Consider the following 23,285-nt stretch of genomic DNA (forward strand, 5'->3'; position numbering starts at 1 on the left):
AGCGTGTGAATGGCCATGAGGACGGTGCTGCTGGCAATGCTGCTGAGCCTTGCCCCGTGGGCGGCTGCTGCCGAGGGTGTGCCGAAACAGATCCACCTGGTCAGCGAAGAGTGGCTTGACTACACCAACGCCGACGGTACCGGGGTGGCCTGGGACGTGCTGCGCAAGGTGTTCGAGCCGGCCGGGGTCAAGGTGGTGACCCAGAGCGCGCCTTACAGCCGTGCGATCGGGCTGGTGAAGCGTGGCGAGGCTGACGCCTGGGTAGGCTCGTACAAGGACGAGAACGACGACAACCTGTACCCGCGCTGGCACTTCGACATGGACCACATCTACGCGCTGGGGCTGGTCAGCAAGCCTGTGCCTACCCAGCAGACCATAGGCCAGTACCGCCTGGCCTGGGTGCGTGGCTACGACTTCGGCAGCTACCTGCCCGATGTGCATGACTTTCGCGAGGTCCAGCGCCGCGAAGGCATACTGCCGATGCTCGAGCATGATCGTGTGGACTTCTACATCGATGCGCAGACCGAGGTCGACTACGTGCTCGGCCAGACCTCCCAGCCCGAGCGTTTCCGCCGTACCCATGTGGCCGAACTACCGCTGTACCTGGCCTTTGCCCGCAATGACCAGGCCAAGGCCCTGCGCGACCTGTTCGACAAGCGCATGGCCGAGCTGGTGCGCAGTGGCGAGCTGAAGCCGATTTTCCAGCGCTGGCAGCAGCCGTATCCGTTCAGTCCGAATAGCAAACCACATTGAAACCGGGGCGCCTTGCGCCCCAATCGCCGGCAAGCCGGCTCCCACAGGTTCAGCGCAGGTTCAGAGGCCTGTGCAATAACTGTGGGGGCCGGCTTGCCGGCGATGGGGTCGGGCCTGGTTAACCTAAGCATCGAACTTTTCGATCTTAACCCACCGTATTCAGCCAGCCCACATTCCCCAGCCTGCTGATACAATCGGCCCACGAGAAATTTCCTACTTATGCCAGGAGCACAACGTGCCCGTCGTCTTTGTTGCCGCCTCTAAACTCCCGACTCCCTTCGCGACCTTCACCATGCATGGCTTCCTCGACGAAGCCACGGGCCGTGAGCACGTGGTGCTCAGCCTGGGTGACATCGCGGACGGCCAGCCGGTGCTGGGGCGCCTGCATTCCGAGTGCCTGACCGGCGATGCCCTGTTCAGCCAGCGCTGCGACTGCGGCTCGCAGCTGGAAGCCGCGCTGCAGGCCATCGCCCGTGAAGGCCGTGGCGTGCTGCTGTACCTGCGCCAGGAAGGCCGTGGCATCGGGCTGCTCAACAAGATTCGCGCCTACGAGCTGCAGGATGGTGGCGCCGATACCGTCGAGGCCAACGAGCGCCTTGGCTTTGCCGCCGACCAGCGCGACTACGCCATATGCCTGCCGATGCTGGAGCACCTGGGCGTGAAGTCGCTGCGGCTGATGACCAACAACCCGCGCAAGGTCAAAGCCCTGACCGACATGAACATCCTCGTCGCCGAGCGCGTACCGCTGCACACCGGGCACAACCCGCACAACCGCTACTACCTGGCGACGAAGGCCGGCAAGCTGGGCCACATGCTGGGTAACGAGCACCAGGGCGAGGTGCCTCAGGCGTGACCCGCGCCGAGGTCAAGCGGCGCCTGGCGCTGGCCTGGTGGCAGTACCTGGCGGTGGGCCTGGTGCCACTGCCAGTGATGGCCTGGGCCTTCGGTGGCGGTGATGCGCTGGCCTCGGTGTTGGCCATGCCACTGTTCATTGCCGGCGCGGCGACCATGTTCCTCAGCCTGCCGCGCTTCGGTGCCTACAAACGCGCGCTCATCGCCACGTCCAAGGTGCTCGGCACAGGCGAAGAGCCCGCGGCCTGGATCGAGCTGGCGCGGGTGCGGCGCCTGGCCATGCTGTTTGCCTGTTTCCCGGCCTGGGTTGCCGCCTTGTCGGTGCTGGTCGGCCTCGAGGCAGTGCCACAGATCTTGCTGGCGTTGTCCACCGCAGTGATGCTGTACCTCTATCGCATTCCACGCCAGCTCGGCTGATGCGCCTGCTGCCCGGCCTGCTGGCGCTGTTCGCCTGTTCTGCACTGGCCGCCGAACCCCTGCGAGTGGTCAGCCTGGCGCCGTCGATGAGCGAAATCATGCTCGAACTGCAGGCCGATGACCTGCTGGTAGGTGTGCTCGACGGTGGCGAACGGCCGGCGGCGCTGCGCGAGTTGCCCTCGGTGGGGCGCCAGGGGCAGCTGGACCTCGAACGCCTGCTCAGCCTGCGCCCCGACCTGTTGCTGCTGTGGCCGGGCAGCGTACCTCCGGCCCAACGTGACCAGCTCAAGCGCCTGGGTATCGCCACCTTCAGCGCAGAACCCCATGATATCGACCAGATGATCGAACAGATCGAAGCCATCGCGGAACGTATCGGCCGTGCCGAACAGGGCCATCGGTATGCCCAGGCCTTGCGTGACCGGCTGCGGCAGCTGCGCCAGCAGTATCGACGGGATGAGCCCTTGCAGGTGTTCTACCAGGTCTGGGATCGACCTCTGTATACACTCGGTGGCCGGCAGGTGGTCAGCGATGCCCTGGCCGTTTGCGGCGCGCATAATGTTTTCGCCGATCTCACCCAGCCGGCGCCGCAGGTAAATGTGGAATCTGTGCTGCTGCGCAACCCGCAGGTCATTCTGGCGGGTGATGAGGCGCAGCTGGAGAGTTGGAAGGCCTGGCCGCAACTGCGTGCGGTTGCCGATGATCGTTTACTGGTGGTGCCAGACAAAGGCCTGGAGCGGCCTAGTGGGCAGGTGATCGAAGCTACGGCGCGCTTGTGTGCGCTGCTCGAGGCTAAAGCGCCGGCGTCAAAGTAAGCTTTTGCGAGGGCTGCGCCCTCGATCGCGACGCAAGGCCGCTCCCACAGGGACTGCGCAAGGCTTGGTGCTTGCACGACCTTTGTGGGAGCGGCCTTGTGTCGCGAAAGGGCCGCAAAGCGGCCCCAGGGACTACAACCCGAGCCTGGTCATCCGAGCCTTCACCGAAGCCTCGATCCCGGCCGCATCCAGCCCACACTCAGCCAGCATCTGCGCAGGCTTGGCGTGCTCGACATAGATGTCCGGCAACCCCAGGTGCAGCAGCGGTTTCACGATCGCCTGGCTAGCCAGGAACTCACCCACAGCCCCACCAGCACCGCCCATGATGGCGTTTTCTTCGATGGTCACCAGCAGCTCATGGCTGGCGGCAAGTTCCAGCACCAGCGCCTCGTCCAGCGGTTTGACGAAGCGCATGTCGACCACGGTAGCGTTGATTTGCTCAGCCACCTGCATGGCTTCGGCCAGTTGCACCCCAAACACCAGCAAGGCGGCTTTCTCGCCTTGGCGACGGACCACGCCCTTGCCGATTTCCAGCGGCTCCAGGTCACCACTGATCGGCGCGTTCGGGCCGGTGCCACGCGGGTAGCGCACAGCCGCCGGGCCGTTGTACAGGTGGCCGGTGCTGAGCATCTTGCGCAGCTCGTTCTCGTCGCTTGGGGTCATCACCAGCATGCCCGGGATGCAGCGCAGGTACGACAGGTCGTAGCTGCCCGCGTGGGTCGGGCCGTCTTCGCCGACCAGGCCAGCGCGGTCAATGGCGAACAGTACGTCGAGGTTCTGTACCGCCACGTCGTGGATCAGCTGGTCGTAGGCGCGCTGCAGGAAGGTGGAGTAGATCGCCACCACCGGCTTGCTGCCCTCGCAGGCCATGCCGGCCGCAAGGGTTACGGCATGCTGTTCGGCGATCGCCACGTCGAAGTAACGCTCCGGGTAGCGCTCGCTGAAGTCGACCAGGTCGGAGCCTTCCTTCATCGCCGGGGTAATGCCCACCAGGCGGTTGTCGGCGGCAGCCATGTCGCACAGCCACTGGCCGAACACCGCGGAGTATTTCGGGCCGCTGGCTTTCTTCGGTGCGGCGGGTTTGTCGGCCGGCTCCAGCTTGGTGATGGCGTGGTAGCCGATCGGGTCGATCTCGGCCGGGGCGAAGCCCTTGCCCTTCTTGGTCACCACGTGCAGGAACTGCGGGCCCTTGAGGTCACGCATGTTGCGCAGGGTGGCGATCATGGTCGGCAGGTCGTGGCCGTCGATCGGGCCGATGTAGTTCCAGCCCAGTTCTTCGAACAGCGTGCCCGGCACCAGCATGCCTTTGGCGTACTCCTCGGTGCGGCGGGCAATTTCCCAGGCTCCCGGCAGGCGCGACAGCACTTTCTTGCTGCCTTCGCGCATGCTCGCGTAGGTGCGGCTGGAGAGGATCTTGGCCAGGTAGTTGGACAGGCCGCCGACGTTGCGCGAAATCGACATGTCGTTGTCGTTGAGGATCACCAGCATGTCGGCGTTGACTTCCTGGGCGTGGTTCAACGCCTCGAAGGCCATGCCGGCGGTCAGCGCACCGTCACCGATCACCGCGATCGACTTGCGGTCGCTGTTCTGCAGGCGAGCGGCAATGGCCATGCCCAGTGCGGCGCTGATCGAGGTGCTGGAGTGGCCGACGCCGAAGGTGTCGTACTCGCTCTCGCTGCGGCGCGGGAAGGCGGCAATGCCGTCTTTCTGGCGCAGGCTGAGCATGCGGTCACGGCGCCCGGTGAGGATCTTGTGCGGGTAGGCCTGGTGGCCCACGTCCCACACCAGCCTGTCGTCGGGCGTGTCGAAGACGTAGTGCAGGGCGATGGTCAGCTCGATGACACCCAGGCCGGCACCAAAATGCCCACCGGTCTGACCCACGGTGTAGAGCAGTTCCTGGCGCAATTCGTCGGCCAGGGTCTCCAGGTCGGCTTCGGCCAGCCGGCGCAGGCCGGCAGGCGTGTCAGCGCGGTCGAGCAACGGCGTGACCGGGCGTTCGCGGGGGATCTCTTGAAACGTCGTGGGCATCAGGCGAGTCGTTATAGGTGTGTGAAGAGGCGGCAGTTTACCCCATTGTAGGAAATACTGCCCATTCAGACGGGTGTCGCATGGGGCAGCTTTGCAGCCCTTCGCGGGCAAGCCCGCTCCCACAGGTTGTGCACAGTGCTCAAGGCCAGTGGGGGCTCTGTGCGAGCAGGCTTGCCGGCGATGGGCCGCACAGCGGCCCCAATCAAATCAGTTGCGGCGTTCGACGATGTAACGGGCCAACGCCCGCAGCGGTTCGGCCTTTTCGCCGAACCCTTGCAGTGCGACCAGCGCCTGGTCACGCAATTCGATCGCATAGGCCTTGGCCGCTTCCAGGCCCAGCAGCGCCGGGTAGGTCGGTTTGTCGCGGGCGATATCAGCCCCTTGGCGTTTGCCCAGTGTGGCGGTGTCGCTTTCCACATCCAGGATGTCGTCCTGCACCTGGAATGCCAGGCCGATGGCCTGTGCATAGCTCTGCAGGGCATCCAGTTGCGCCTGTTCGGCGCGGGCGCTGGCCAGGGCGCCGAGGCGCACGCTGGCTTCGATCAGCGCACCGGTCTTGTGCCGGTGCATGAATTCCAGCGCCTGCTGGTCCAGCTTCAGGCCAACCGAGCCCAGGTCGATGGCCTGGCCACCGACCATGCCTGCCGGGCCGGCCGCCTTGGCCAGGGCCTGGACCATGGCCAGGCGAATGCTGTCAGCCTGCGGGCTCAGGCGCGGGTCGAGCAGGGCACTGAAGGCCAGGCTCTGCAAACCGTCGCCGGCGAGGATCGCGCAGGCTTCATCGAAGGCTTTGTGGGTGGTCGGCTGGCCGCGGCGCAGGTCGTCGTCATCCATGGCCGGCAGGTCGTCATGCACCAGCGAGTAGGCGTGGATCAGTTCCACCGCACAGGCTGCGCCGTTGGCCTGTTCGGCCGGGGCGCCCAAGGCTTCGCAGGCCGCGTAGGCCAGCAGCGGACGAACGCGTTTGCCACCGTTCATCACGCTGTAGCGCATGGCGGCGTAAAGGCGTTCGAGTTCCTTGGTCGGGGCGATGAACAACGGTTCGAGGGCCGCGTCGACCCGCGCCTGGCAGCTGGCCTGGTAGGTGCCGATCATGCTTCGGGCTCCGCGTCGAAGGGCTGGGCAGCCAGCTCGCCATCGCGTTCCAGCAGGATCTGCACCTTCTGTTCGGCCTGGGCCAGGGCGCCCTGGCAATCGCGGGTCAGGGCAATGCCTTGCTCGAAGGCGGCCAGCGACTCTTCCAGCGACAACTCGCCGTTCTCCAGGCGCTCGACCAGTGCTTGCAGGTCTGCGAGGGATTGCTCGAAATCGAGGGAGGCTTTTTTGCGGGCCATGGCGACTGTCTCGGTGGCATTCAGAACGGCGCGACACTAGCAGAGCGGGGCGGGGGGAGCAAACTTCCGGCAGCCTGAGGTTGGACTTGCCGGCCTCTTCGCGGGTAAACCCGCTCCCACAGGTACTGCACCGGTTCCGAGACTGCGCGGTCCCTGTGGGAGCGGGGTTACCCGCGAATGGGCCGCAAAGCGGCCCCGTGCGGTGGATCAGGCTGGCTCTGCCTCCAGCTCCAGCATGGCCTCACGGTACCGCGCCAGTTCCTCGATGGTCAGCACCGGCAGATTGTACTGCCGCGCATACACCGCCACCTGCTCGCCACGGGCCATCGTGCCATCGGGATTCATCAGTTCGCACAGCACTGCCGCCGGTCGCAACCCGGCCAGGCGTGCCAGGTCTACCGAGCCTTCGGTGTGGCCACGGCGGGTCAGCACCCCGCCATTGCGGGCGCGCAGCGGGAACACATGCCCCGGGCTGACGATATGGCGCTGGTCGGCGGTGGAGCGCAGTGCCGCGCCAATGGTGGTGATGCGGTCCTGGGCGGACACCCCTGTGGTAATGCCTTCCGCCGCCTCGATGGTGACGGTGAAGCCGGTGCCGTGGCGGGCCTGGTTGTTCTGCACCATGGGTGCCAGTTGCAGTTCGTCGACGGTGGCCTCGTCCAGGCACAGGCAGACGATGCCGCTGCAATCGCGAATCATCATGGCCATGGTCTGCAGCGAGATGTTCTCGGCGGCGGCGATGATGTCCGCTTCGTCCTCGCGGTCGTCGTCGTCGAGCAGCAGCACCGGGCGACCGGCCTGGAAGGCGGCGATGGCGGCGCTGACATTGGGGAATTGCGGGTGGTGCCTGGTGAACATGAAACGCTCCTCGTGAATGATCGATGAACGTCTCGGGGCGAACAAAATGCGCGCGCAGGGGCGCCTGGATGGCCCCTGCCTGACGCCTTCTTTCATCCGGACTATGACCGTCGGCTCTGGAGTCTCACCAGATCTGCTGACCCCCGGCATGGCCGGGGCGCTCGCGGGCTCATCTTTCGATTTACCGCCGGTGGGGACTTTCACCCCGCCCTGAAGACCCGCCAAGCATACAGCACATTGCCACCTCGCTGGCAACCCACGGCCCTACGACCTTTGGCGGTATCGCTTGCTCAGTTTGGTGCTTTCGCTTAACAGGGCAGCCTAGGTCAGTATCGCGTTTTCTTCCTCAGCCGGTCCTGAGTTTAATAGAGATCATTGGCATTTATAAGATCAATTATCAAGCACTCGAGTAGGTCACTGAGCCATTTCACCTCGATGACTTCTTTGTTGCTCAGGCCAATGATCCTGTCAAGGCGCTCTCCGTGAGCGGATTTGTTTCTAACGAAGTAAGCATACTTGATGCACAGGATGGCAATGACTTCCTGGCTTTTCGATAAGCCTGCCTTGAGGTGTTTCTCTATATGTGCCTCTACGGTGCCGATGTGCTGGGCTTTGGTGAGCGAATCCTTACGGTAAGACAAAGTCTCTTTGAATACTTGCATGAGTCTGGCGTCTGTGTACCTCAGTACGAAATCTTTGAATGCGCCTGCCTTGCCGTCATGTTCGTAATCGTTGAGGATCAACTGCCTCCAGCGGAGTTTCTTGCGTAGCTCATCTGCCGTTATGTCTCCCAGCAAGGTTCTCGAGCTTTCCGACGCTCGGGCATGGTCTAGGAGAAGTGATCTGGTCGTCTGTTGGCATTCGAGCTCAGTGCTTTTCTTGGCGATAGTCCGATAAAGAGCATTGAATGACTTCCACAGAGAGTCAAACCGGTCATAAATGTCATGTTTGGTTTTCGAGCGAGTCAGGTGAGATACAGCCTTCAGAAGACCTGCACCTTTCTCTGATTCTGCGAGGATGGCTTCAAGTCGGTCAATCTTGAAGCCAGAAAGGAATCCGGATGTGAGCTTGGCGTGGCTTTTGAAGTCGGTATCTTCGATCTTCTTTACACCGGCTGGGCGGTTGCGATATTGGGTTGATATGGTAATGGAGGTTAGTTCTGGGATTGTCGTTTTTCTGCAGATGTAGAAGAATATAGCTTTAGTGATCTGCCCATACAGTGCGCTTTGGTAGTTGTTGAATACGCCATTCAAATCGATTTTTGAGGCTCGGGTGCAGTTTATCGAAATTTTTCGGTTTGTGATTACCAGTTGGTCTTGATACGAACCGCCGCCGCTGTAATCGATAAATCCAGAAAAAAGTGTTTCTGGCTTTTCGCTATTATTCAGGTCTATCTCAATAAGGTAATGGTATCTTTGACGCATCGTTCATCCGTGATTCATAGAGCACATGAATGAACCGTATCAGTAAATCATGAGTGATGGCTATAGGCCATTTCTGGCGGTAAGGCAGTCCTTCGCCCAGACATCATGGTGCACCTTTATTTCAATGTTTTCAGGTCGTTATCGGCTCTACTGTGACATCCCTTCAATCACCCGCTTCAGCGAGGCCGGTAACATCGGCCCATGCCCCAGCCCGTCAATCCGCTCGAACCGTACCTGCAACCCCGGCACCTTGGCCAGGTCTGCCACCAGCTCCCGCGCCGGCCGTTCTTCATCCCCTTGCACCGGCATGCGCGGGTTAGCCGGCTCCTCACTCCCACGCATCAGCGACAACCTAGGCTGGCTGCTACCCAAGCGCTGGCCAAGCCCCTGCGCCTCACGCACGATCGCACCGTCATGCCACCACAGCGAAGGGCTGGCCGCCACATAGGCACTGAAAGCCCCAGGCCGTGTGAACAGCGCATGCAGCACGGCCAGCCCACCATAGGAATGCCCCCACAACGTCTGCCGCTGCAGGTCGATCGGTGCCACACCCGCCACCAGCGGCCGCATGCGCTCGCTCAGCAGATCGAGGAACTCGTCCACGCCACCGCTCGGTTGCCCGGTCAACGCGTCCAACTGCTCAGCCTGCCCAGGCAACGCCGGAGTGTAGTCATAGGTACGCCCGACCCGATCGATCCGCTGATCGGTCTGGTACCCCACGGCTACCAGCAATGGCGCCTGGCCAGCGGCAAGCTTGCTCAACAGCGGGCTGTCCAGCGCCCCCAGCGCGGCGTTGCCATCGAGCATCCACAGCACCGGGTAACCTGCTGCTGGCGCCGGGCGGTCTGGTTTGCCGACCCACAAGCGGTAATGACGCTGGCCATCGGCCGAGTCCAGGTCGAGCTGGCTGAAGCGGTACGCCAGGTCCTGGCGCTGCAGCAGCGAGGTATCCATCCTCTGTTGATGCTCGGGCTGCGCCAGAGCAGCAGGGGCCGCAAGGGCCAGCACCAAAGCCAGCGTCAGGGTCATCTTGCTCATCAGGTTTCTCATCAGGGCTTTGCAAGGAGCGCAAGGCAGGAATACCCAGATGATAATCAGCCTTGATTGAGCGTAAAGCGCATTAACTTTCTAAACAGTCCTGGGCCATCGGCAAAGTCATGTGCAGGCATAGGCCCGGGTGACCGTTGCTGGCCCACAAGCGGCCGCCTTGCAGTTCGATGGCGCGGCGGGCGATGGCCAGGCCCAGGCCGAAGCCCGCGCCGCTGTCGGCCAGCCGCTGGTAGGGTTTGAAGATGCGTTCGAGCTCGGCGTGCGGCACCCCGGGGCCTTGGTCACTCAGGCGCAGGTGCCAGCAGTCGCCCTCCAGCCAGCCATCCAGGCTGACCCGGCCCTCGGCCGGCGAGTGGCGGATGGCATTGCGCATCAGGTTTTCCAGGGCTTGGGCCAGGCTATCCAGGTGGGCTTGCACCACGCAGTCGGTGCCTAGCGAGCAGGGCAGGCGGGCGCGGTCCCAGCCGCTTTCGAAACAGATGTCCTGGCACAAGGCCTCCCACACCGAAACCATCAACACCGGTTCGGTCGGCAAGCTGGGCTGTTCGGTGTCCATCCAGGCCAGGTCCAGCGTGTCCTCCAGAAGCTTTTGCATGTCGGTGACCTCGCGGTCCAGGCGCTCGCGCAACTGGGCCGGCGGCAAGCTGCTGTCATGGGCGATGCGCAACCGCGCCAGCGGGGTGCGCAGTTCGTGAGACAGCGTGCGTAGCAGCAGGCGCTGCTGTTCCAGGCTCTGGCGCAGGCGCCCGGCCATGTGCTCGAAGGCCTGCGCCAGTTCACCAAGCTCATCGCGCCGCTCCTGCAGGGGAAGGGCCGGGCTGTCGAGGTCGTCGGCACGCAGGGCGTCGGCGCGGTCGCGCAGGCGGTTCAGTGGCACCACAAGGTGGCGGTACAGTGCCAGAACCAGCAGCAGGGCGAGCAGTGTGGGGGCAACGCCATGGGTGATCACATGGGTCCATGGGGTCAGGCCGGTAGGCAACAGGTGCTCGGGCAGTTGGATTACCAGGCGACCGTGCTCGGGATGCTGCGGGAACTCGATGCTGACGTAGGGCAGTTCATCCTGCAGGCGTCGGCTCATAGGCCAGTCGAGCTTGCGCATGAAGGTCAGGTGGCTGGCTTCCTCAGCGCTCAGTGGGGTGCTGCCAAGGCTCTGCAGATGCGGCCCGACCAGCGCCACCCAAGTGCCCTCGGCCTTTTCCAGTTGCCTGCGCCAGGCTTCGGCACCCGCCGCGCCGCCTTGCTCCCAGGCCTGTTCGGCTTGCTGTGCAAAGCGCGCCAGGTAGTCCTGGTCGGCTTGGGACAGGAAGTAGGTACTGCGCTCCACCGACAGGCCCCAGGTCCAGATCAGCCAGGTCAGCAACAGGCAGAAGCCGACCTGCAGTACGGCCAGTTTCCATAGCAAGGGATGACGGCGCATCAGGCTTGTTCCGTGTCGACCAGGATGTACCCTTGGCCGCGTATGGCCTGGATCTGCAGGTGCTGGGCAGCGATGTCGGACAACTTGCGGCGCAGGTTGCATACATGCACATCCAGGCCGCGGTCCAGGCGGGTGTAGGCCCGGTGCAGCACGGTCTGGTAGAGAAACGGTTTGCTCAAGGCCTCGCCGGGGTGGGCCCGCAGGGTGGCCAGCAAGCGGAATTCGGACGCGGTCAGGCCGGCAGCCTTGCCGTTGTGGATAACGTCCTGGCGGTCGTGATCGAGCATCACCTCGCCGACGTCGGCACGCAACACCATACCGCGATCGAACGCCACACGCCGCAGCAATGCATCGACTCGGGCGTCCAGCTCGGCCAGGCTGAAGGGCTTGGGCAGGTAATCGTCCGCACCCCGGGTAAAGCCACTGATGCGATCCTGCTCGGCCCCCAGCGCCGACATCAGCATGACCGGCACCGCCTGCTGCCGGCGCAACTCGTCGAGCAGGCTGAGGCCATCGACGCCCGGCAGCATGATGTCCAGCAGCACCAGCTCGAACCGTGATTGCTGTATGGCAGCCAGGGCCTGGCCGCCGGTGGCGCATGCGTGCACCCGGAAACCCCGGTTGAGGAAATGGCGTTCCAGGTCCTGACGCAGGCGTGCGTCGTCTTCGGCTAGGAGGAGTGAGGTGGGCACGGCGAGCCTTGAATGAGAATTCGTATCAGTTACGAATCATCCCATTGCCGGCAGGGCGAGGGCAACGGCTGGATGTGTTAAGAAGGTTAATCCTGCTGCACCCCCGATTTCCCTTCGGTATCGTTCGCAAAAAGCAACTTGTTTCGTTTGCGAATCACTACCATTTGGGGAAAGGTGTGTCATGAGCAGTTTCAAAAGTTTGGGGGACTCGCGACGGGTTCGGGGCTGGCTGGTGCTGGGGTTGCTTGCGCCGTTTTCGTTGTCGGCACTGGCCGAATCGGTAGCGACCCAGGCGTCTGCCGATGACAGCGCGCTTGACCTGCCGGCGTTGACCATCGAAGGCAACCGCCTGTACGACATGCTGCCGTCGGAAGAAACCGGCGGCTACAGCGTGGACGCCGCCACCGTGGGTACCAAGACCCCCGCAGCGCTCAAGGACATCCCGCAATCGATCACCGTCTACACCCAGGACTACGTCAAGGACCGCCAGTTCGTGCACCTCGATGACCTGGCCAAGTACACCGCCGGGCTGCGAACCCTGACCAACGATAGTGGCCGATCGTCGATCTATGCCCGTGGCTACGAGTACAGCGAGTTCAATATCGACGGCCTGCCGGCACCCATGGCCAGCATCTTCGGTACAGTACCGTCGCTGGCGGCATTCGACCGTATCGAGATCATGCGTGGCCCGGCCGGGTTGTTCAGCAGTACCAGCGAACTGGGTGGCATCGTCAACATGGTGCGCAAGCGCCCGACCGCCGAGTTCCAGGGGCACGTCGAAGGCAGCTATGGCACCTGGGACACCAATCACGAAGAAATCGACCTGAGCGGGCCGCTGGATGATACCGGCCGCGTGCGCGGGCGCTTCATCGCCTCGCGTGACGACACCAATGGCGAAGTCGACTACAACGCCAACACCAGCAACAGCTACTACGGTGCGCTGGACGTCGACCTGGACGACGCCACCACCCTGTCGTTCGGCCTGATTCATGAAGTGAAGAACATCACACCGCACAACGGCTATCCGGCAACGCTGTCCGGCGAAGTACCCGACTTCAGCCATTCGAAGTTCCTGGGTGCTGACTGGAATTACTTCGACGGCAAGACCACCGACCTGGTCGCCGAGCTGACCCACCGCTTCGATAACGGCGGCTATGGCCGTGTCGCTGCCCGTGGCTCGCACCGGGACACCAATTACCTGTACGCCTTCACCGCGACCAACGCCACCACTGGCGCCAACTCCGAGCGCGCCAGCGCCCGCGATTTCACCCAGGACACCTACTCGCTCGACGCCAGCTACAGCCAGCCGTTCGAAACCTTCGGCCAGGTCAGCGAATTCGTGGTCGGCAGCGACTACAAGAACTACGACACCGAGTACCTCAACGGCACAACCAACCTGGGCGCCATCAACGTCAACACATACTCGCCGAAGCAGTTCGCCAAGCCATCGCCCAACTACAGCACCGAGACCGGTATGCAGGAAGAGGAATACGGCCTGTACTCCAAGGTCACCTTCCGCCCGGTCGAGCGGCTGGCGCTGATCGCCGGCGGCCGCTTCAGCTGGTATCGCGGTGACTTCTACACCACCACCCTCAGCAGCGGCGCCACCACCAACGACAGCAAACGCGTGGATGGCCACTTCACCCCTTATGGCGGCCTGGTCTACGACCTGAACGAGAACCACGCGCTGTACGCCAGCTATTCGCAGGTGTTCAAGCCGCAGTCCGACACCGACAGCAATGGCCGGGTGCTCAAGCCGCGTGAGGGCGAGCAGTACGAGTTCGGTCTCAAGAGCAGCTACTTCGGCGGCGACCTGAATACTCGCTTCTCGGTGTTCCGCCTTACCGACAAGAACCGCGCGACCACCGTGTATGACGCCGACGGCGTGGCTACCACTGACTCTGTTGCATCCGGCAAGACCCGTGTGAAAGGCGCCGAAGTGGAAGTGAGCGGCAAGCTGACGCCAAACTGGGAAGTGCTGGCCGGCTACACATGGATGGAAACCGAAACCCTCAAGGGCGATGCCGAGACCACCTTCTTCATCATGCCGCGCAACCAGGCATCGCTGTGGAGCAAGTACACCATCAGCCAAGGGCCGCTGAACGGCCTGGCCATTGGTGGCGGTATTTCGGCGATGAGCAACTTCTATTCCGAGAACGGCGGTGTGCGCATCGACGCGCCAGGCTATGCGACTGTGGATGCAATGCTGTCGTATCCGGTTACTTCGAAGCTGACGGCCACCTTCAATATCAACAACCTGTTCGACCGAGACTACCTGTCGCGGGTGGGGTCAACCTCGACGTTCAACTTCTACGGGCCGTCGCGGAGCATGATGGTTGGGGCGCGGTATGACTTCTGATAATCAGATTTTTCCCGTTGCGTGTAGGCCATTTCTGAAATAGCTTCCTAGCGCCCTTGAGCCATTGCGGTGGTGCTCCTGGCGGCCTAGTGTGGCCCAGTCGTTGCCAAATCAGCGACCGGGCCTGCAAGCCCGCTCAGAGAACGATTACCGATCACCAATAGCCAATGGCATGCCATTGCGCGCGCTTGATGGTGGCTGCGTACGGGAGGTTTTCGAACCTGCCGGTTTCGTTCTCTGCCGGTCTTGCAGACCTGTACGTGGCCGCCACCCATCACACTGCAAGTAATGAGTGGCGGTTCTGGCCAATCAATTGAGAACCTCACCATGCTTAAGATTGTCCCCGATCCACCCCACGATATTCATTCCCTTGAAAACACCCATTTTCAGGGGATTCAACAATGACCACAGAAGACACCCAATTCACCGTCGGCAAAACCACCTTCTACCAGGGCGAAAACAGCACCCACCCACTGTTCCGCATCGAGCCCGGCATCCCGTGCAGAGACGCCCGCGAACAGTCCTCAGAGTTGATGGGCTATGTCCGCGAACTGACCATCACCGGCCTGATGGATGAGAAGCCGATGATGATCTGGGCTGCGCACTACCTGAGTGCGATGGCCAAGGCGCTGATGGATGATGCTGAGTTGGGCATGAAGCAGTGAGTGCTTGCCTTCAGTTCTTGTGGATGTGCGCCTTGCCATCGCGATGAGTATGCGCCTTTGAATGCCCCTCATCATGATGGGCTGCGCCCGAGGCCTGCTCACCATGGTGGCCAGGCACGTTGCCGCGGTGCTGGCCTTCATGGTTGTGCATTTCACTCTCGTCGCCACCATGCTGGTGGCCGCCACTGGCCGCGACCATCGTTTTGTACTGCTGGGCGTTCAACTGGGGTAGCTGGTCCAGGAAGGCGACGATGCCCCAGATGTATTCATCGCCCATGCTCTTGCCCCAGGCCGGCATGCCGGAGGCCTTGATGCCGTGCTTGATGATCCAGAACGCCGCAGCGGGGTCGCCACCAATCCCGCTTTTGGCCAGGTTGGGGGGCGATGGATACAGCGCCTGGCTGAGCTCGGTCTTCTCGACGCCAGGGGCGAGGTGGCAACCGATGCACATAGCATTGTAGTTACCGGCGCCGGTACGGATCAGCGCTTCATCTTTGAGGTCTGGCACCTCGATGTCCCTGGCCCGCACTGCGATCGAGCGCTCCCGTGCCATGGCCAGAAAGGCATGCACGGCGGGGAAATGGGGATCATCGGCTCCGACGTTGACCAGACCGGAGTACGCAGCACCCAGCACGGCCACGCTGGCCACCGCGCCTGCTGCAACAAGCGTTGTTATTGTTCTTTTCATGTCTGGTTCTCAAAACCACATGCGGATACCGGCCACGAAACGCGCTTCATCCACATCACCACCCTCGTCGCGGATGAAATCGGCGGTTTTGCCGTAGGAACGGTTCCAGGTAATGCCGATGTAGGGGGCGAACTGGCGGACGATTTCATAGCGCAGGCGCAGCCCGACTTCGGTATTTGCCAGGCCCGAACCCACACCGCGCCCAGGGTCGTTCTTGCCATAGAAATTGGCTTCAGCGGTCGGCTGCAGGATCAGGCGGTTTGTCAGCAGAATGTCGTAGTCGCCTTCCAGGCGCGCGGCAGTCTGGCCGTTCTCGCCAATGAACGCGGTGGCTTCGGCTTCGAAGTCGTAAAGCGCCATGCCCTGGATACCGAACGCCGCCCAGGTCTGGGGGGATTCAGGCTTGAAATCCTGGCGCACCCCGGCAACCACATCCCACCATGGGCTGATCGAGCGGCCGTACAGCAGCTGCAATTCGGCATCCTCGGTGACACCGTTGGTGCGTTCACCTTCGGAGCGGATCCACAGCCGGTTGATATCGCCGCCTACCCAGCCAGAAGCATCCCAGGCCAGCGTGCTACCTTCATCGGCATCCTGATACTCGAGCTGGTCCAGCAGGAAAAAGCTGTTGATCGCACTGTCGTGCACCTGATGCCCACCCAATGGGGGGAAGGCTGCCTGGCGGTCGGCATCTGTCAGCACCGGGATCGGGGTTCGGCTGGTTGTTGGCGTATCCGCCGAGCCGTGGTTCATTTTCGAATGGTCCATCGCTCCATGGTTCATAGCTCCATGGTTCATAGCTCCATGGTTCATAGCTCCATGGTTCATAGCTCCATGATCCATGGCGCCATGGTCCATGCCCTGCATGCTGCCATGATCCATCTTGCCGTGGTCCATCGTCGAATGGTCCATTTCTTCAGCGGCGAAGCTGGGCGCAGCACCCAGCACACCGAGCGAAACGGTCAATGCCAGCAGCGATGGTCGTGCCAGGCTATTGAGCATCTTTCCCTGCCTCAGCTTTATCGCCACCATGCGATTCCATCATCTTGCCGTGGTCCATGCCTTGCATCGAACCATGGTCCATTCCTTTCATGGCGTCATGGTCCATACCCTTCATCGAGCCGTGGTCCATGCCCTTCATGGCGCCATGATCCATGCCCTTCATCGAACCATGGTCCATGCCTTGAGCACCCTTGGCTTTTGCGCCATCTGCAGGTTGCTGGTTGTCGCCGGACCACGACGGCGGGGCATACACGGCAAACAGGCCGGCCATCACGGCAGAAAGGAAAAACGCGCTTCGTTTGGTTGGTTTGCTCATCTCGATTCTCCAGTTCATTCGTCCACACGGACTTCGCGGAACATGCCCATTTCCATGTGGAACAGCAGGTGACAGTGATAGGCCCAACGCCCCAGGGCATCTGCCGTGACGCGATAGCTTCGTTTTGAGCCAGGCGGCATGTCGATCGTATGTTTGCGCACCATGAAGTTGCCGTTCTCATCCTCCAGATCGCTCCACATGCCATGCAGGTGGATGGGATGGGTCATCATGGTGTCGTTGACCAGGGTGATGCGCAGGCGCTCGCCATACTTGAGGCGTAGTGGCTCGGCATCGGAGAACTTGATGCCGTCGAAGGACCAGGCGAACTTTTCCATGTGGCCGGTGAGGTGCAGCTCGATTGTGCGACCAGGCGCGCGGCCGTCCGGGTCCGGGAAAGTGCTGCGCAGGTCGGCATAGGTCAGCACACGGCGGCCGTTGTCACGCAGGCCGATGCCCGGATCGCCCAGTTTTGGCGTCGGGGTCATCGTTTGCATGTCGACCAGGGGGTTGTTGGTCTCGGACTCTGGGTGGCTCTGCATGGGCGCGCTGGTGTCAGCCATGTCGCCATGGTCCATGCCGGCCATGCTGTCGTGGTTCATGCCGCCATGGTCCATGCCCATATCGCTCATGGAAATGATCGGCCGTGGATCGACAGCTGGGACAGGGGCGTGCAAGCCTTCGCGAACAGCGAGGGTGCCCCTGGAATACCCGGTACGGTCCATGGCTTGGGCGAAGATGGTGTAAGCCTGCTCGCTTTCGGGCTCGACGATGACATCGTAGGTTTCGGCAACGGCGATGCGGAACTCGTCGACCGCAACGGGTTTGACATGTTGCCCATCCGCCGCGACAACGGTCATCTTCAGGCCGGGAATTCGTACATCGAAATACGTCATGGCCGAGCCGTTGATGAAGCGCAGGCGGATTTTCTCGCCCGGCTTGAACACGCCCGTCCAGTTACCGTCCGGGGCCTGGCCGTTCATCAGGTAGGTGTAGGTGTAGCCGCTGACATCAGCGAGATCGGTGGGGCTCATTTTCATCTCGGCCCACATCTTGCGGTCGGCTACCGCGGCGGACCAGCCCATCTCGCTCACATCGTTTACGAAATCACCCACCGTGCGCTTGTGGTAGTTGTAATAGTCGGACTGCTTCTTGAGCTTGGACAGCACCCGTGCAGGGTCTTCGTCCGTCCAGTCGCTGAGCATGACCACGTAGTCTCGGTCATAGGTGAATGGCTCAGGCTCCTTCGCATCGATGACCAAGGCGCCATAAACCCCGACCTGCTCCTGGAAACCGGAGTGGCTGTGGTACCAGTAGGTGCCGTTTTGCTGGACCTTGAACTTGTACTCATACATGCCGTCGGGGGCGATGCCATGGAAGCTCAGGCCCGGCACGCCGTCCATGTTCGCCGGCAGGATGATGCCGTGCCAGTGGATGGAGGTGTCCTGCTGCAAGCGGTTGCGCACACGTAGCGTGACGGTATCGCCTTCGCGCCAGCGCAGGATCGGCCCTGGGATGGAGCCGTTGATGGCCATCGCTGTACGCGCAGTGCCGGTAATGTTGACCGGCAGCTCACCGATGTAGAGGTCGAAGTCGGTGCCGCTCAGCACATTCGGTTGGCCGGGGCTGGTCACGGCCCAGACCGGCGCGCGCCACATGCCCAGCCCGCCAAGCAGTCCGGTAGCGGCCAGGCCTTTGACGAAGGAGCGTCTGGTGGTTTTGCTTTGCATGCCGTTGCGTCCAGTCAGTCGAAAAGTTGCTGGTATTCAGGCGGTTGAACGCCCCAGCCGTGGGTCGAGAAGCCCCACAATCTTCCTTAACGCTAGCGGACCTGCGCTGTCAGCTGGCTGAGCTTCAGATTACTTTTCTGTCAGCTTGTGGTGGGTATGATGATGAAGCGCATGGCATGCAGAATCTGTGGCCGCCTTGCAGCCCCATCAGGGGGTTCTTTGGCCTGGCCGCTACTCGATGCGCAGCGCCGCCACCGGATGCAAGCGGGCCGCCCGCACGGCCGGGGCCAGGCCGGCGAGAATGCCGAGCACCGCCGCCAGCAGCAGCGCCAGCAGCAGAAACAGCGGTTGCAGCGCCAAAGGCAGGCTCGGCATGGCCAGGTGCAATAGCCCCAGCAGCAGGCCCATCAACAGCAGGCCAAGCACGCCACCGGCCAGGGACAGCAGCGTCGCTTCAGCGAGAAACAACCCAAGTACCTGCCGCGGACTGGCGCCAATCGCCCGCAACAGGCCGATTTCTGCCGTGCGCTCGCCCACAGTGGTCGTCATGATGGTGAGAATGCCGACGGCGCCTACCAGCAGCGAAATGCCCCCCAAGGCACCAATGGCCAGGCTCAGTGTGCCAAGAACGCGGTTGAAGCTGCGCAGCATGTCGTCCTGGGTGGTCAGGCTGAAGTCCTCCGCACCGTGTCGTTCGCCGAGCACCTCGCGAATCTGCCGGCTCAATGCCCGTGAAGTGGTACCTGCGCCAAACACCACATGGGCTTTGACCACACCGGTGCGGTTGAACAGGCTTTCCGCCCAATCCACCGGGATGTAGGCGATATCGTCGAGGTTGAAGCCGAGCAACTGGCCTTTCTCCGCCATCACGCCGATCACCCGGAAACGCACGCCGCCGACACGGATCAGCTCACCCAGCGGGTTGCGAGCCCCGAACAGTTCAGTACGCAGCTGATGGCCGAGCACCACATAGGGCGGCGAACGGCCGTGACGCGCCGGCGGCAGGAACTCGCCCAGGCTCAGTTGCATGCGCCAGGCCCGCGCCATCTGATGGCCGCCACCGAGAATGTCGCTGCGCCGGCTCAGTTGGCCGAACTGGATATTCCCGCTGCCCTGAATGATCGGCACCGCCGCCTCGACATGCGGCAAGCGCCGCAGGGCGTCGGTGTCACTGATGGTCAGTGGCCGCACGCTGCCGAGCAGGCCGCCGAGGCCGCTGGTCTGGGTCTTGCCGGGGCGCACGGTGATGATCCGTGTACCAAACTGCGAGAAGTTCTCCAGCACATAGCCGCGTACGCCTTCGCCTATGGCCGTGAGCAGCGCCACGGCGGCTATGCCGATCGCTACCCCGAGCAGGGTCAGCAGGCTGCGCAGCGGGCGGCAGGTCAGCGCCGAGCTGGTCAGCCGGAAACCATCTTGCCAGCGCATCAGTGCGCTCCCGGCGGGCGTAGCGCCGCCACCGGCTCCAGCGCCGAGGCCCGAGCGGCCGGCAGCCAGGCGAACAGCAGCGTCGTGCCGAGTGCCAGCAGTACTGCGCCAGCCCGTGCCCACCAGGGTGCATGCAGCGGCAGATCGAATGCCAGGCGCCCCAGCCAGAGCAAGGTTTCGGCCAGTAGCAGCCCCGCCAGCGCCCCCGTCAGGGCCAGCAGCGCCGCTTCGCCGAGTAACAGCAGGCGCAGCTGCGCCGCCGTCACGCCTATGGCTTTGAGCAGGCCGATCTCGGCGCTGCGCTGGCTGACCGCAATCCAGGTCACGTTCATGATCAAGATGCCTGCCACCAATAGGCTGATCGCGGCAATCCCGGCCACCGCCAGGGTCAGCACCGCGAGTATCTGGTCGAAGGCGCTGAGCAGGCTGTCCTGGCTGACCAGGGTGACGTCTTCCTCACCCTCGTGGCGCTCCTTTAGCGCGGCGAATATCAGCTGCTTGCCACGTTCGAGAAAGCTCGGACCATGGACCTCGACAAACACCCGCGACAACCCCTCGCTATTGAACAAGGCCTGGGCACTGGCTACCGGGATGATCAACATCTCGGCGAAATCCATCCCCAGCGATTCGCCCCGCTCACCGAGAATGCCGACCACCCGGAAGCGCCGGTCGCCAGCGCGCAACCATTCACCCAAGGCCGGGCGAGCCCCGAACAGCTCGCGCCGGAGTTTGCCGCCGATCACGCAGACGGCCTCGGCCTGCTCAGGGTCCAGCGTTGGCAGGGGCTGGCCTTGTACGACCGTCAGTTGGCGAATGGCGAAGAAGTCCCGGGTGGTGCCCAGCGTCAGCACTTCACGATTGCGGTTGCCGACTATCACCTCCATCTGCCCGGCCTGCTGCGGCGCGACCCGGCGGATGCCCGGCAACCGGGTGATGGCCTGGACATCCTGCAAGGTCAACTCGTGTGGCGTCAGGCCGGTGAGTGGCGGCATTCGCCCGGTGGTCTCCTTGCGCCCCGGGAAAACGATGAGGATGTCGCGCCCGAGCAGCGAGAACTCATTCAGGATGAAGGCCCGCGCTCCCGCACCAAGACCGGTGAGAAGATTGACCGCAACCACCCCGATAGCGATGGCCAGCAGCAGCATCAAGCTGCGCGAGCGATGCCCGCGCAAGGCTCCTAGCCAGAAGCCCAGGGCATCGGCAGCGCGCATCAGGCCAACGCCCGCTGCGGCGCAGTACTGTGGATCCGCCCGTCACGCATATGCAGCTGGCGCTGTGCGCGGGCGCCCAGGTTGGCATCATGGGTCACCACTATCAGGGTCAGGCCCTCGCCGTTGAGCTCCTCCAGCAGGCTGAAGACCTCGGCGCCAGCCTGGCTATCGAGATTGCCGGTGGGCTCGTCGGCCAACAGCAGCGCCGGTTGCATGACCATCGCCCGGGCGATCGCCACGCGCTGGCGTTGGCCACCGGACAGTTCGGCCGGGCGGTGGGCGATGCGCTCGCCCAGCCCCAGGCGGGCCACCAATTGGCTGCTGCGCTTGTGCCGTTGCGCCGCACCGATGCCGGCGAGGACCATCGGCAGCTCGATGTTTTCCAGCACCGTCAGCCGTGCGATCAGGTGGTAGGACTGGAAAACGAAGCCTATCAGTCGGCTGCGCAACTGGGCGCGGCGCGCCTCGCTCAGCGCCGCCGTGGCCTCGCCCTGCAGCCAGTATTCGCCTGCGCTGGGCGCATCGAGCAGGCCGAGGATGTTCAGCAAGGTCGACTTGCCCGAGCCCGACGGGCCCATCACCGCCATGTAGTCACCGGCGGCGATGTCCAGGTCCAGGCCATCCAGCCCCATCACCTGCTGCTCGCCCAGCTGGAAGCTGCGGCTGCCGCCGCGCAAGCGGATCATTTCTCGGTCTCCGCGGCATCCACCGGGATCACAGCCACAGTATCCTTGAGGCCTTCCTGCTCGTGGCTGGCGACTATGCGTGCGTCTTCGTCCAGCCCTGCAAGCACCTCCGTCCAGCGCCAGTTGCTCAACCCGGTTTGTACCTGCACCTCGCGCAACACCCGGGCGCTCGGGTCATATCGCAGCACACGCTGCCCCTCCAGCAGTGTCTCGGTAGGGATGCGCAAGGCACCCGCATGCTGCTCCAGGAGTATCTCGACATCGGCGCTATAGCCGGTGAGCAGGGCCAGGTCTGCCGGCGGCTGGTCGAAGTGCACCTCGACATCGACGGTGCGCGCCTGCTTCTCCAGTTCGCGCACGTAGGGCGCGATGCGGCTGACGCGGCCGGTGAAATGCTGACCACGGAAAGCATCCAGGCTGATCCGTACGGCGGTTCCTGGGTGAACCCGGGCAGCGTCCACCTCATCGATCGGTGCCTCGACATAAAGGCAGCTGTCGTCGATCAGGTCGACTGCCGGCGGCGTGGGAATACCTGGCGGCGAAGGGGTGACGAACTCGCCGAGTTCGCCGTTGATTTCTGCAACGATGCCGGCAAATGGTGCGCGCAGGGTTGTCTGTTCGAGCAGTGAACGCTGCAGCTGCAGGCTGGCGTCGGCCTCGCGGATCAGCACGGAACTGGCGCTGCACATCAGCTTCGCCAGGTTGGCCTTGGTCGCGGCCTGATCGAGGCGATCGGCGGCAATCAACTTGCGGTCGGCCAATTGGCCCAGGCGATCAAGGTCGCGTCGGTCCAGCAGAGCTTGCTGGCAGCGCTGTTCGCGGTTATTGCGCTGGGCTTCCAGCCGCGCCTCGGCCTCCTGCAGCCTGGCCTGTTGCTCGTCCTGCCGAAGGCGCATGAGCACCTGACCCGGCTGGACCCGCTGGCCCTCACTGACCAGCAGCTCGGCAACCTGGCCGCCGACATTGAAAGACAGGTGCGAGCGTCGACAGGACTTCAGCGTACCCGCGCGCGTGTTGGCCACCACCGTCTCAACCGGCCCCCGCTCAACTTCCAGCAGCCTGACCTGCACTGGCTGCGGTCGACTCAACCAGCCGCCCAACACCACGAGACAAGCCAGGATCGACGAGCCAATCAATAATTTGCGCATGGACTACACCTCCTCCCATATGGCTTGAGCCTAGAACAGGAGGGTGAAAGCTCCATGCAAAACGCCATTTATCCGACGATTTTCGGATGAGCGTTATCGATGTGTCAGATAAATGGCGAATGAGATTTTTTTCGCTCTCGTAGCGCCGATTTCCCGGCCATGGGAAGGCTGCAGAAAGTTTCAGAGGATGAGAATGGCGGGCATTAAAAAGCCGGCTTGTGGCCGGCTTCTCGGGGACGCTTCCGACTAATTTATGGTAAGCCGCAATCGCCTTAACTGTGTGGCCATCAAGGGCCTGAAAGAGATGGCAGATGCCCGTGTGGGATATCGCCGAGCCCTCTGGACCGCGGCTCGCGCCGGTCGGGGCTGAATGTGCGGCGTAGCATACAAGGGCGCGCGCAGGATGCCCAGCAAAAAA

22 protein-coding genes and 1 riboswitch are annotated in these 23,285 nt (G+C 62.9%); of the genes, 6 read left to right on the forward strand and 16 right to left on the reverse strand.

Annotated elements, in window-relative coordinates; translation table 11 throughout:
• The first annotated feature begins 9 nt into the window (after positions 1-9).
• From CAF92_RS16760 to CAF92_RS16775, 4 genes are all read left to right on the forward strand, one after another.
• Entirely contained in the window at positions 10-753 is a 744-nt protein-coding gene (locus CAF92_RS16760; RefSeq protein ID WP_046615956.1) for an ABC transporter substrate-binding protein, read from the forward strand.
• Between the two features lie 235 nt (positions 754-988).
• Positions 989-1,606 (forward strand): GTP cyclohydrolase II, encoded by a 618-nt coding sequence (gene ribA, locus CAF92_RS16765; RefSeq protein WP_046615957.1) that lies wholly within the window; start codon positions 989-991, stop codon positions 1,604-1,606.
• Positions 1,603-2,022: a hypothetical protein gene (locus CAF92_RS16770; RefSeq protein ID WP_046615958.1), complete on the forward strand. Its 420-nt coding sequence runs from the start codon at positions 1,603-1,605 to the stop codon at positions 2,020-2,022. Before ribA ends, CAF92_RS16770 begins: the two co-directional genes overlap by 4 nt.
• Positions 2,022-2,834, forward strand: coding sequence for a cobalamin-binding protein (locus CAF92_RS16775; RefSeq protein WP_085601414.1), 813 nt, complete (start codon positions 2,022-2,024; stop codon positions 2,832-2,834). The genes CAF92_RS16770 and CAF92_RS16775 overlap by 1 nt, the downstream gene beginning before the upstream one ends.
• 132 nt (positions 2,835-2,966) lie before the next feature.
• Here CAF92_RS16775 and dxs read toward each other — a convergent pair whose 3' ends face one another.
• The 8 genes from dxs to CAF92_RS16815 all read right to left on the reverse strand — a co-directional run bounded on the left by dxs (position 2,967) and on the right by CAF92_RS16815 (position 11,637).
• A complete protein-coding gene (dxs, locus tag CAF92_RS16780) occupies positions 2,967-4,862 on the reverse strand; it encodes a 1-deoxy-D-xylulose-5-phosphate synthase (RefSeq protein ID WP_085601415.1) in 1,896 nt (631 codons plus the stop codon).
• A 207-nt stretch (positions 4,863-5,069) separates the two neighbouring features.
• The gene (gene ispA, locus CAF92_RS16785) at positions 5,070-5,957 is read right to left on the reverse strand and encodes a (2E,6E)-farnesyl diphosphate synthase (RefSeq protein WP_085601416.1); all 888 of its coding nucleotides are present in this window, start codon (positions 5,955-5,957) and stop codon (positions 5,070-5,072) included.
• On the reverse strand, positions 5,954-6,196 hold the full coding sequence (locus tag CAF92_RS16790) for an exodeoxyribonuclease VII small subunit (RefSeq protein ID WP_003255380.1): 243 nt from the start codon (positions 6,194-6,196) through the stop codon (positions 5,954-5,956). Before CAF92_RS16790 ends, ispA begins: the two co-directional genes overlap by 4 nt.
• A gap of 207 nt (positions 6,197-6,403) precedes the next feature.
• Positions 6,404-7,054: a 3,4-dihydroxy-2-butanone-4-phosphate synthase gene (ribB, locus tag CAF92_RS16795; RefSeq protein WP_046615962.1), complete on the reverse strand. Its 651-nt coding sequence runs from the start codon at positions 7,052-7,054 to the stop codon at positions 6,404-6,406.
• 80 nt (positions 7,055-7,134) lie between these two features.
• Positions 7,135-7,276: riboswitch (FMN riboswitch) on the reverse strand.
• Positions 7,277-7,416: 140 nt separating this feature from the next.
• Positions 7,417-8,478: a hypothetical protein gene (locus CAF92_RS16800; protein ID WP_085601417.1), complete on the reverse strand. Its 1,062-nt coding sequence runs from the start codon at positions 8,476-8,478 to the stop codon at positions 7,417-7,419.
• A 147-nt stretch (positions 8,479-8,625) separates the two neighbouring features.
• A complete protein-coding gene (locus tag CAF92_RS16805; RefSeq protein WP_085601418.1) occupies positions 8,626-9,516 on the reverse strand; it encodes an alpha/beta hydrolase in 891 nt (296 codons plus the stop codon).
• Between the two features lie 82 nt (positions 9,517-9,598).
• Positions 9,599-10,945, reverse strand: a complete 1,347-nt coding sequence (locus CAF92_RS16810; RefSeq protein WP_046615965.1) for a sensor histidine kinase — start codon at positions 10,943-10,945, stop codon at positions 9,599-9,601.
• Positions 10,945-11,637 (reverse strand): response regulator transcription factor, encoded by a 693-nt coding sequence (locus CAF92_RS16815; protein ID WP_085601419.1) that lies wholly within the window; start codon positions 11,635-11,637, stop codon positions 10,945-10,947. The genes CAF92_RS16810 and CAF92_RS16815 overlap by 1 nt, the downstream gene beginning before the upstream one ends.
• 181 nt (positions 11,638-11,818) lie before the next feature.
• Between CAF92_RS16815 and CAF92_RS16820 the strand changes: the two genes are divergently transcribed.
• Positions 11,819-13,996 carry a TonB-dependent siderophore receptor gene (locus CAF92_RS16820; protein ID WP_085601420.1) on the forward strand — a complete coding sequence of 726 codons (2,178 nt, stop codon included), beginning with the start codon at positions 11,819-11,821 and terminating at the stop codon, positions 13,994-13,996.
• A gap of 401 nt (positions 13,997-14,397) precedes the next feature.
• Positions 14,398-14,661 carry a DUF3077 domain-containing protein gene (locus CAF92_RS16825; RefSeq protein WP_085601421.1) on the forward strand — a complete coding sequence of 88 codons (264 nt, stop codon included), beginning with the start codon at positions 14,398-14,400 and terminating at the stop codon, positions 14,659-14,661.
• A 10-nt stretch (positions 14,662-14,671) separates the two neighbouring features.
• On the opposite strand, the gene CAF92_RS16830 is transcribed toward CAF92_RS16825, so the two are convergent.
• The 8 genes from CAF92_RS16830 to CAF92_RS16865 all read right to left on the reverse strand — a co-directional run bounded on the left by CAF92_RS16830 (position 14,672) and on the right by CAF92_RS16865 (position 22,867).
• Positions 14,672-15,349: a cytochrome c gene (locus CAF92_RS16830; RefSeq protein WP_085601422.1), complete on the reverse strand. Its 678-nt coding sequence runs from the start codon at positions 15,347-15,349 to the stop codon at positions 14,672-14,674.
• 9 nt (positions 15,350-15,358) lie between these two features.
• Entirely contained in the window at positions 15,359-16,351 is a 993-nt protein-coding gene (locus tag CAF92_RS16835) for a copper resistance protein B (RefSeq protein WP_085601423.1), read from the reverse strand.
• Positions 16,341-16,685, reverse strand: a complete 345-nt coding sequence (locus CAF92_RS16840) for a hypothetical protein (RefSeq protein WP_046615972.1) — start codon at positions 16,683-16,685, stop codon at positions 16,341-16,343. The genes CAF92_RS16835 and CAF92_RS16840 overlap by 11 nt, the downstream gene beginning before the upstream one ends.
• Positions 16,682-18,394 (reverse strand): copper resistance system multicopper oxidase, encoded by a 1,713-nt coding sequence (locus tag CAF92_RS16845; RefSeq protein ID WP_085601424.1) that lies wholly within the window; start codon positions 18,392-18,394, stop codon positions 16,682-16,684. Before CAF92_RS16845 ends, CAF92_RS16840 begins: the two co-directional genes overlap by 4 nt.
• Positions 18,395-18,625: 231 nt before the next feature.
• Complete coding sequence (locus tag CAF92_RS16850; protein ID WP_046615974.1) at positions 18,626-19,822, reverse strand: ABC transporter permease; 1,197 nt, start codon at positions 19,820-19,822, stop codon at positions 18,626-18,628.
• Positions 19,822-21,033, reverse strand: a complete 1,212-nt coding sequence (locus tag CAF92_RS16855; RefSeq protein ID WP_085601425.1) for an ABC transporter permease — start codon at positions 21,031-21,033, stop codon at positions 19,822-19,824. The genes CAF92_RS16850 and CAF92_RS16855 overlap by 1 nt, the downstream gene beginning before the upstream one ends.
• Positions 21,033-21,719 (reverse strand): ABC transporter ATP-binding protein, encoded by a 687-nt coding sequence (locus CAF92_RS16860; RefSeq protein ID WP_085601426.1) that lies wholly within the window; start codon positions 21,717-21,719, stop codon positions 21,033-21,035. Before CAF92_RS16860 ends, CAF92_RS16855 begins: the two co-directional genes overlap by 1 nt.
• Positions 21,716-22,867 (reverse strand): efflux RND transporter periplasmic adaptor subunit, encoded by a 1,152-nt coding sequence (locus CAF92_RS16865; RefSeq protein WP_085601427.1) that lies wholly within the window; start codon positions 22,865-22,867, stop codon positions 21,716-21,718. The genes CAF92_RS16860 and CAF92_RS16865 overlap by 4 nt, the downstream gene beginning before the upstream one ends.
• Between the last annotated feature and the right edge of the window lie 418 nt (positions 22,868-23,285).

The sequence above is a fragment of the Pseudomonas sp. B10(2017) genome (assembly GCF_002113295.1).
GTDB classification, from domain to species: domain Bacteria; phylum Pseudomonadota; class Gammaproteobacteria; order Pseudomonadales; family Pseudomonadaceae; genus Aquipseudomonas; species Aquipseudomonas pudica.

Coding starts and splice junctions, on each gene's coding strand:
- CAF92_RS16825 (WP_085601421.1), top strand. CDS start 14,398: ATGACCACAGAAGACACCCAATTCACCGTCGGCAAAACCACCTTCTAC.
- CAF92_RS16810 (WP_046615965.1), bottom strand. CDS start 10,945: ATGCGCCGTCATCCCTTGCTATGGAAACTGGCCGTACTGCAGGTCGGC.
- CAF92_RS16840 (WP_046615972.1), bottom strand. CDS start 16,685: ATGAACTGGAGAATCGAGATGAGCAAACCAACCAAACGAAGCGCGTTT.
- CAF92_RS16790 (WP_003255380.1), bottom strand. CDS start 6,196: ATGGCCCGCAAAAAAGCCTCCCTCGATTTCGAGCAATCCCTCGCAGAC.
- dxs (WP_085601415.1), bottom strand. CDS start 4,862: ATGCCCACGACGTTTCAAGAGATCCCCCGCGAACGCCCGGTCACGCCG.
- CAF92_RS16835 (WP_085601423.1), bottom strand. CDS start 16,351: ATGCTCAATAGCCTGGCACGACCATCGCTGCTGGCATTGACCGTTTCG.
- CAF92_RS16850 (WP_046615974.1), bottom strand. CDS start 19,822: ATGCGCTGGCAAGATGGTTTCCGGCTGACCAGCTCGGCGCTGACCTGC.
- CAF92_RS16865 (WP_085601427.1), bottom strand. CDS start 22,867: ATGCGCAAATTATTGATTGGCTCGTCGATCCTGGCTTGTCTCGTGGTG.
- CAF92_RS16805 (WP_085601418.1), bottom strand. CDS start 9,516: ATGAGCAAGATGACCCTGACGCTGGCTTTGGTGCTGGCCCTTGCGGCC.
- CAF92_RS16820 (WP_085601420.1), top strand. CDS start 11,819: ATGAGCAGTTTCAAAAGTTTGGGGGACTCGCGACGGGTTCGGGGCTGG.
- CAF92_RS16760 (WP_046615956.1), top strand. CDS start 10: ATGGCCATGAGGACGGTGCTGCTGGCAATGCTGCTGAGCCTTGCCCCG.
- CAF92_RS16830 (WP_085601422.1), bottom strand. CDS start 15,349: ATGAAAAGAACAATAACAACGCTTGTTGCAGCAGGCGCGGTGGCCAGC.
- CAF92_RS16775 (WP_085601414.1), top strand. CDS start 2,022: ATGCGCCTGCTGCCCGGCCTGCTGGCGCTGTTCGCCTGTTCTGCACTG.
- CAF92_RS16800 (WP_085601417.1), bottom strand. CDS start 8,478: ATGCGTCAAAGATACCATTACCTTATTGAGATAGACCTGAATAATAGC.
- CAF92_RS16860 (WP_085601426.1), bottom strand. CDS start 21,719: ATGATCCGCTTGCGCGGCGGCAGCCGCAGCTTCCAGCTGGGCGAGCAG.
- ribB (WP_046615962.1), bottom strand. CDS start 7,054: ATGTTCACCAGGCACCACCCGCAATTCCCCAATGTCAGCGCCGCCATC.
- CAF92_RS16855 (WP_085601425.1), bottom strand. CDS start 21,033: ATGCGCGCTGCCGATGCCCTGGGCTTCTGGCTAGGAGCCTTGCGCGGG.
- ispA (WP_085601416.1), bottom strand. CDS start 5,957: ATGATCGGCACCTACCAGGCCAGCTGCCAGGCGCGGGTCGACGCGGCC.
- CAF92_RS16845 (WP_085601424.1), bottom strand. CDS start 18,394: ATGCAAAGCAAAACCACCAGACGCTCCTTCGTCAAAGGCCTGGCCGCT.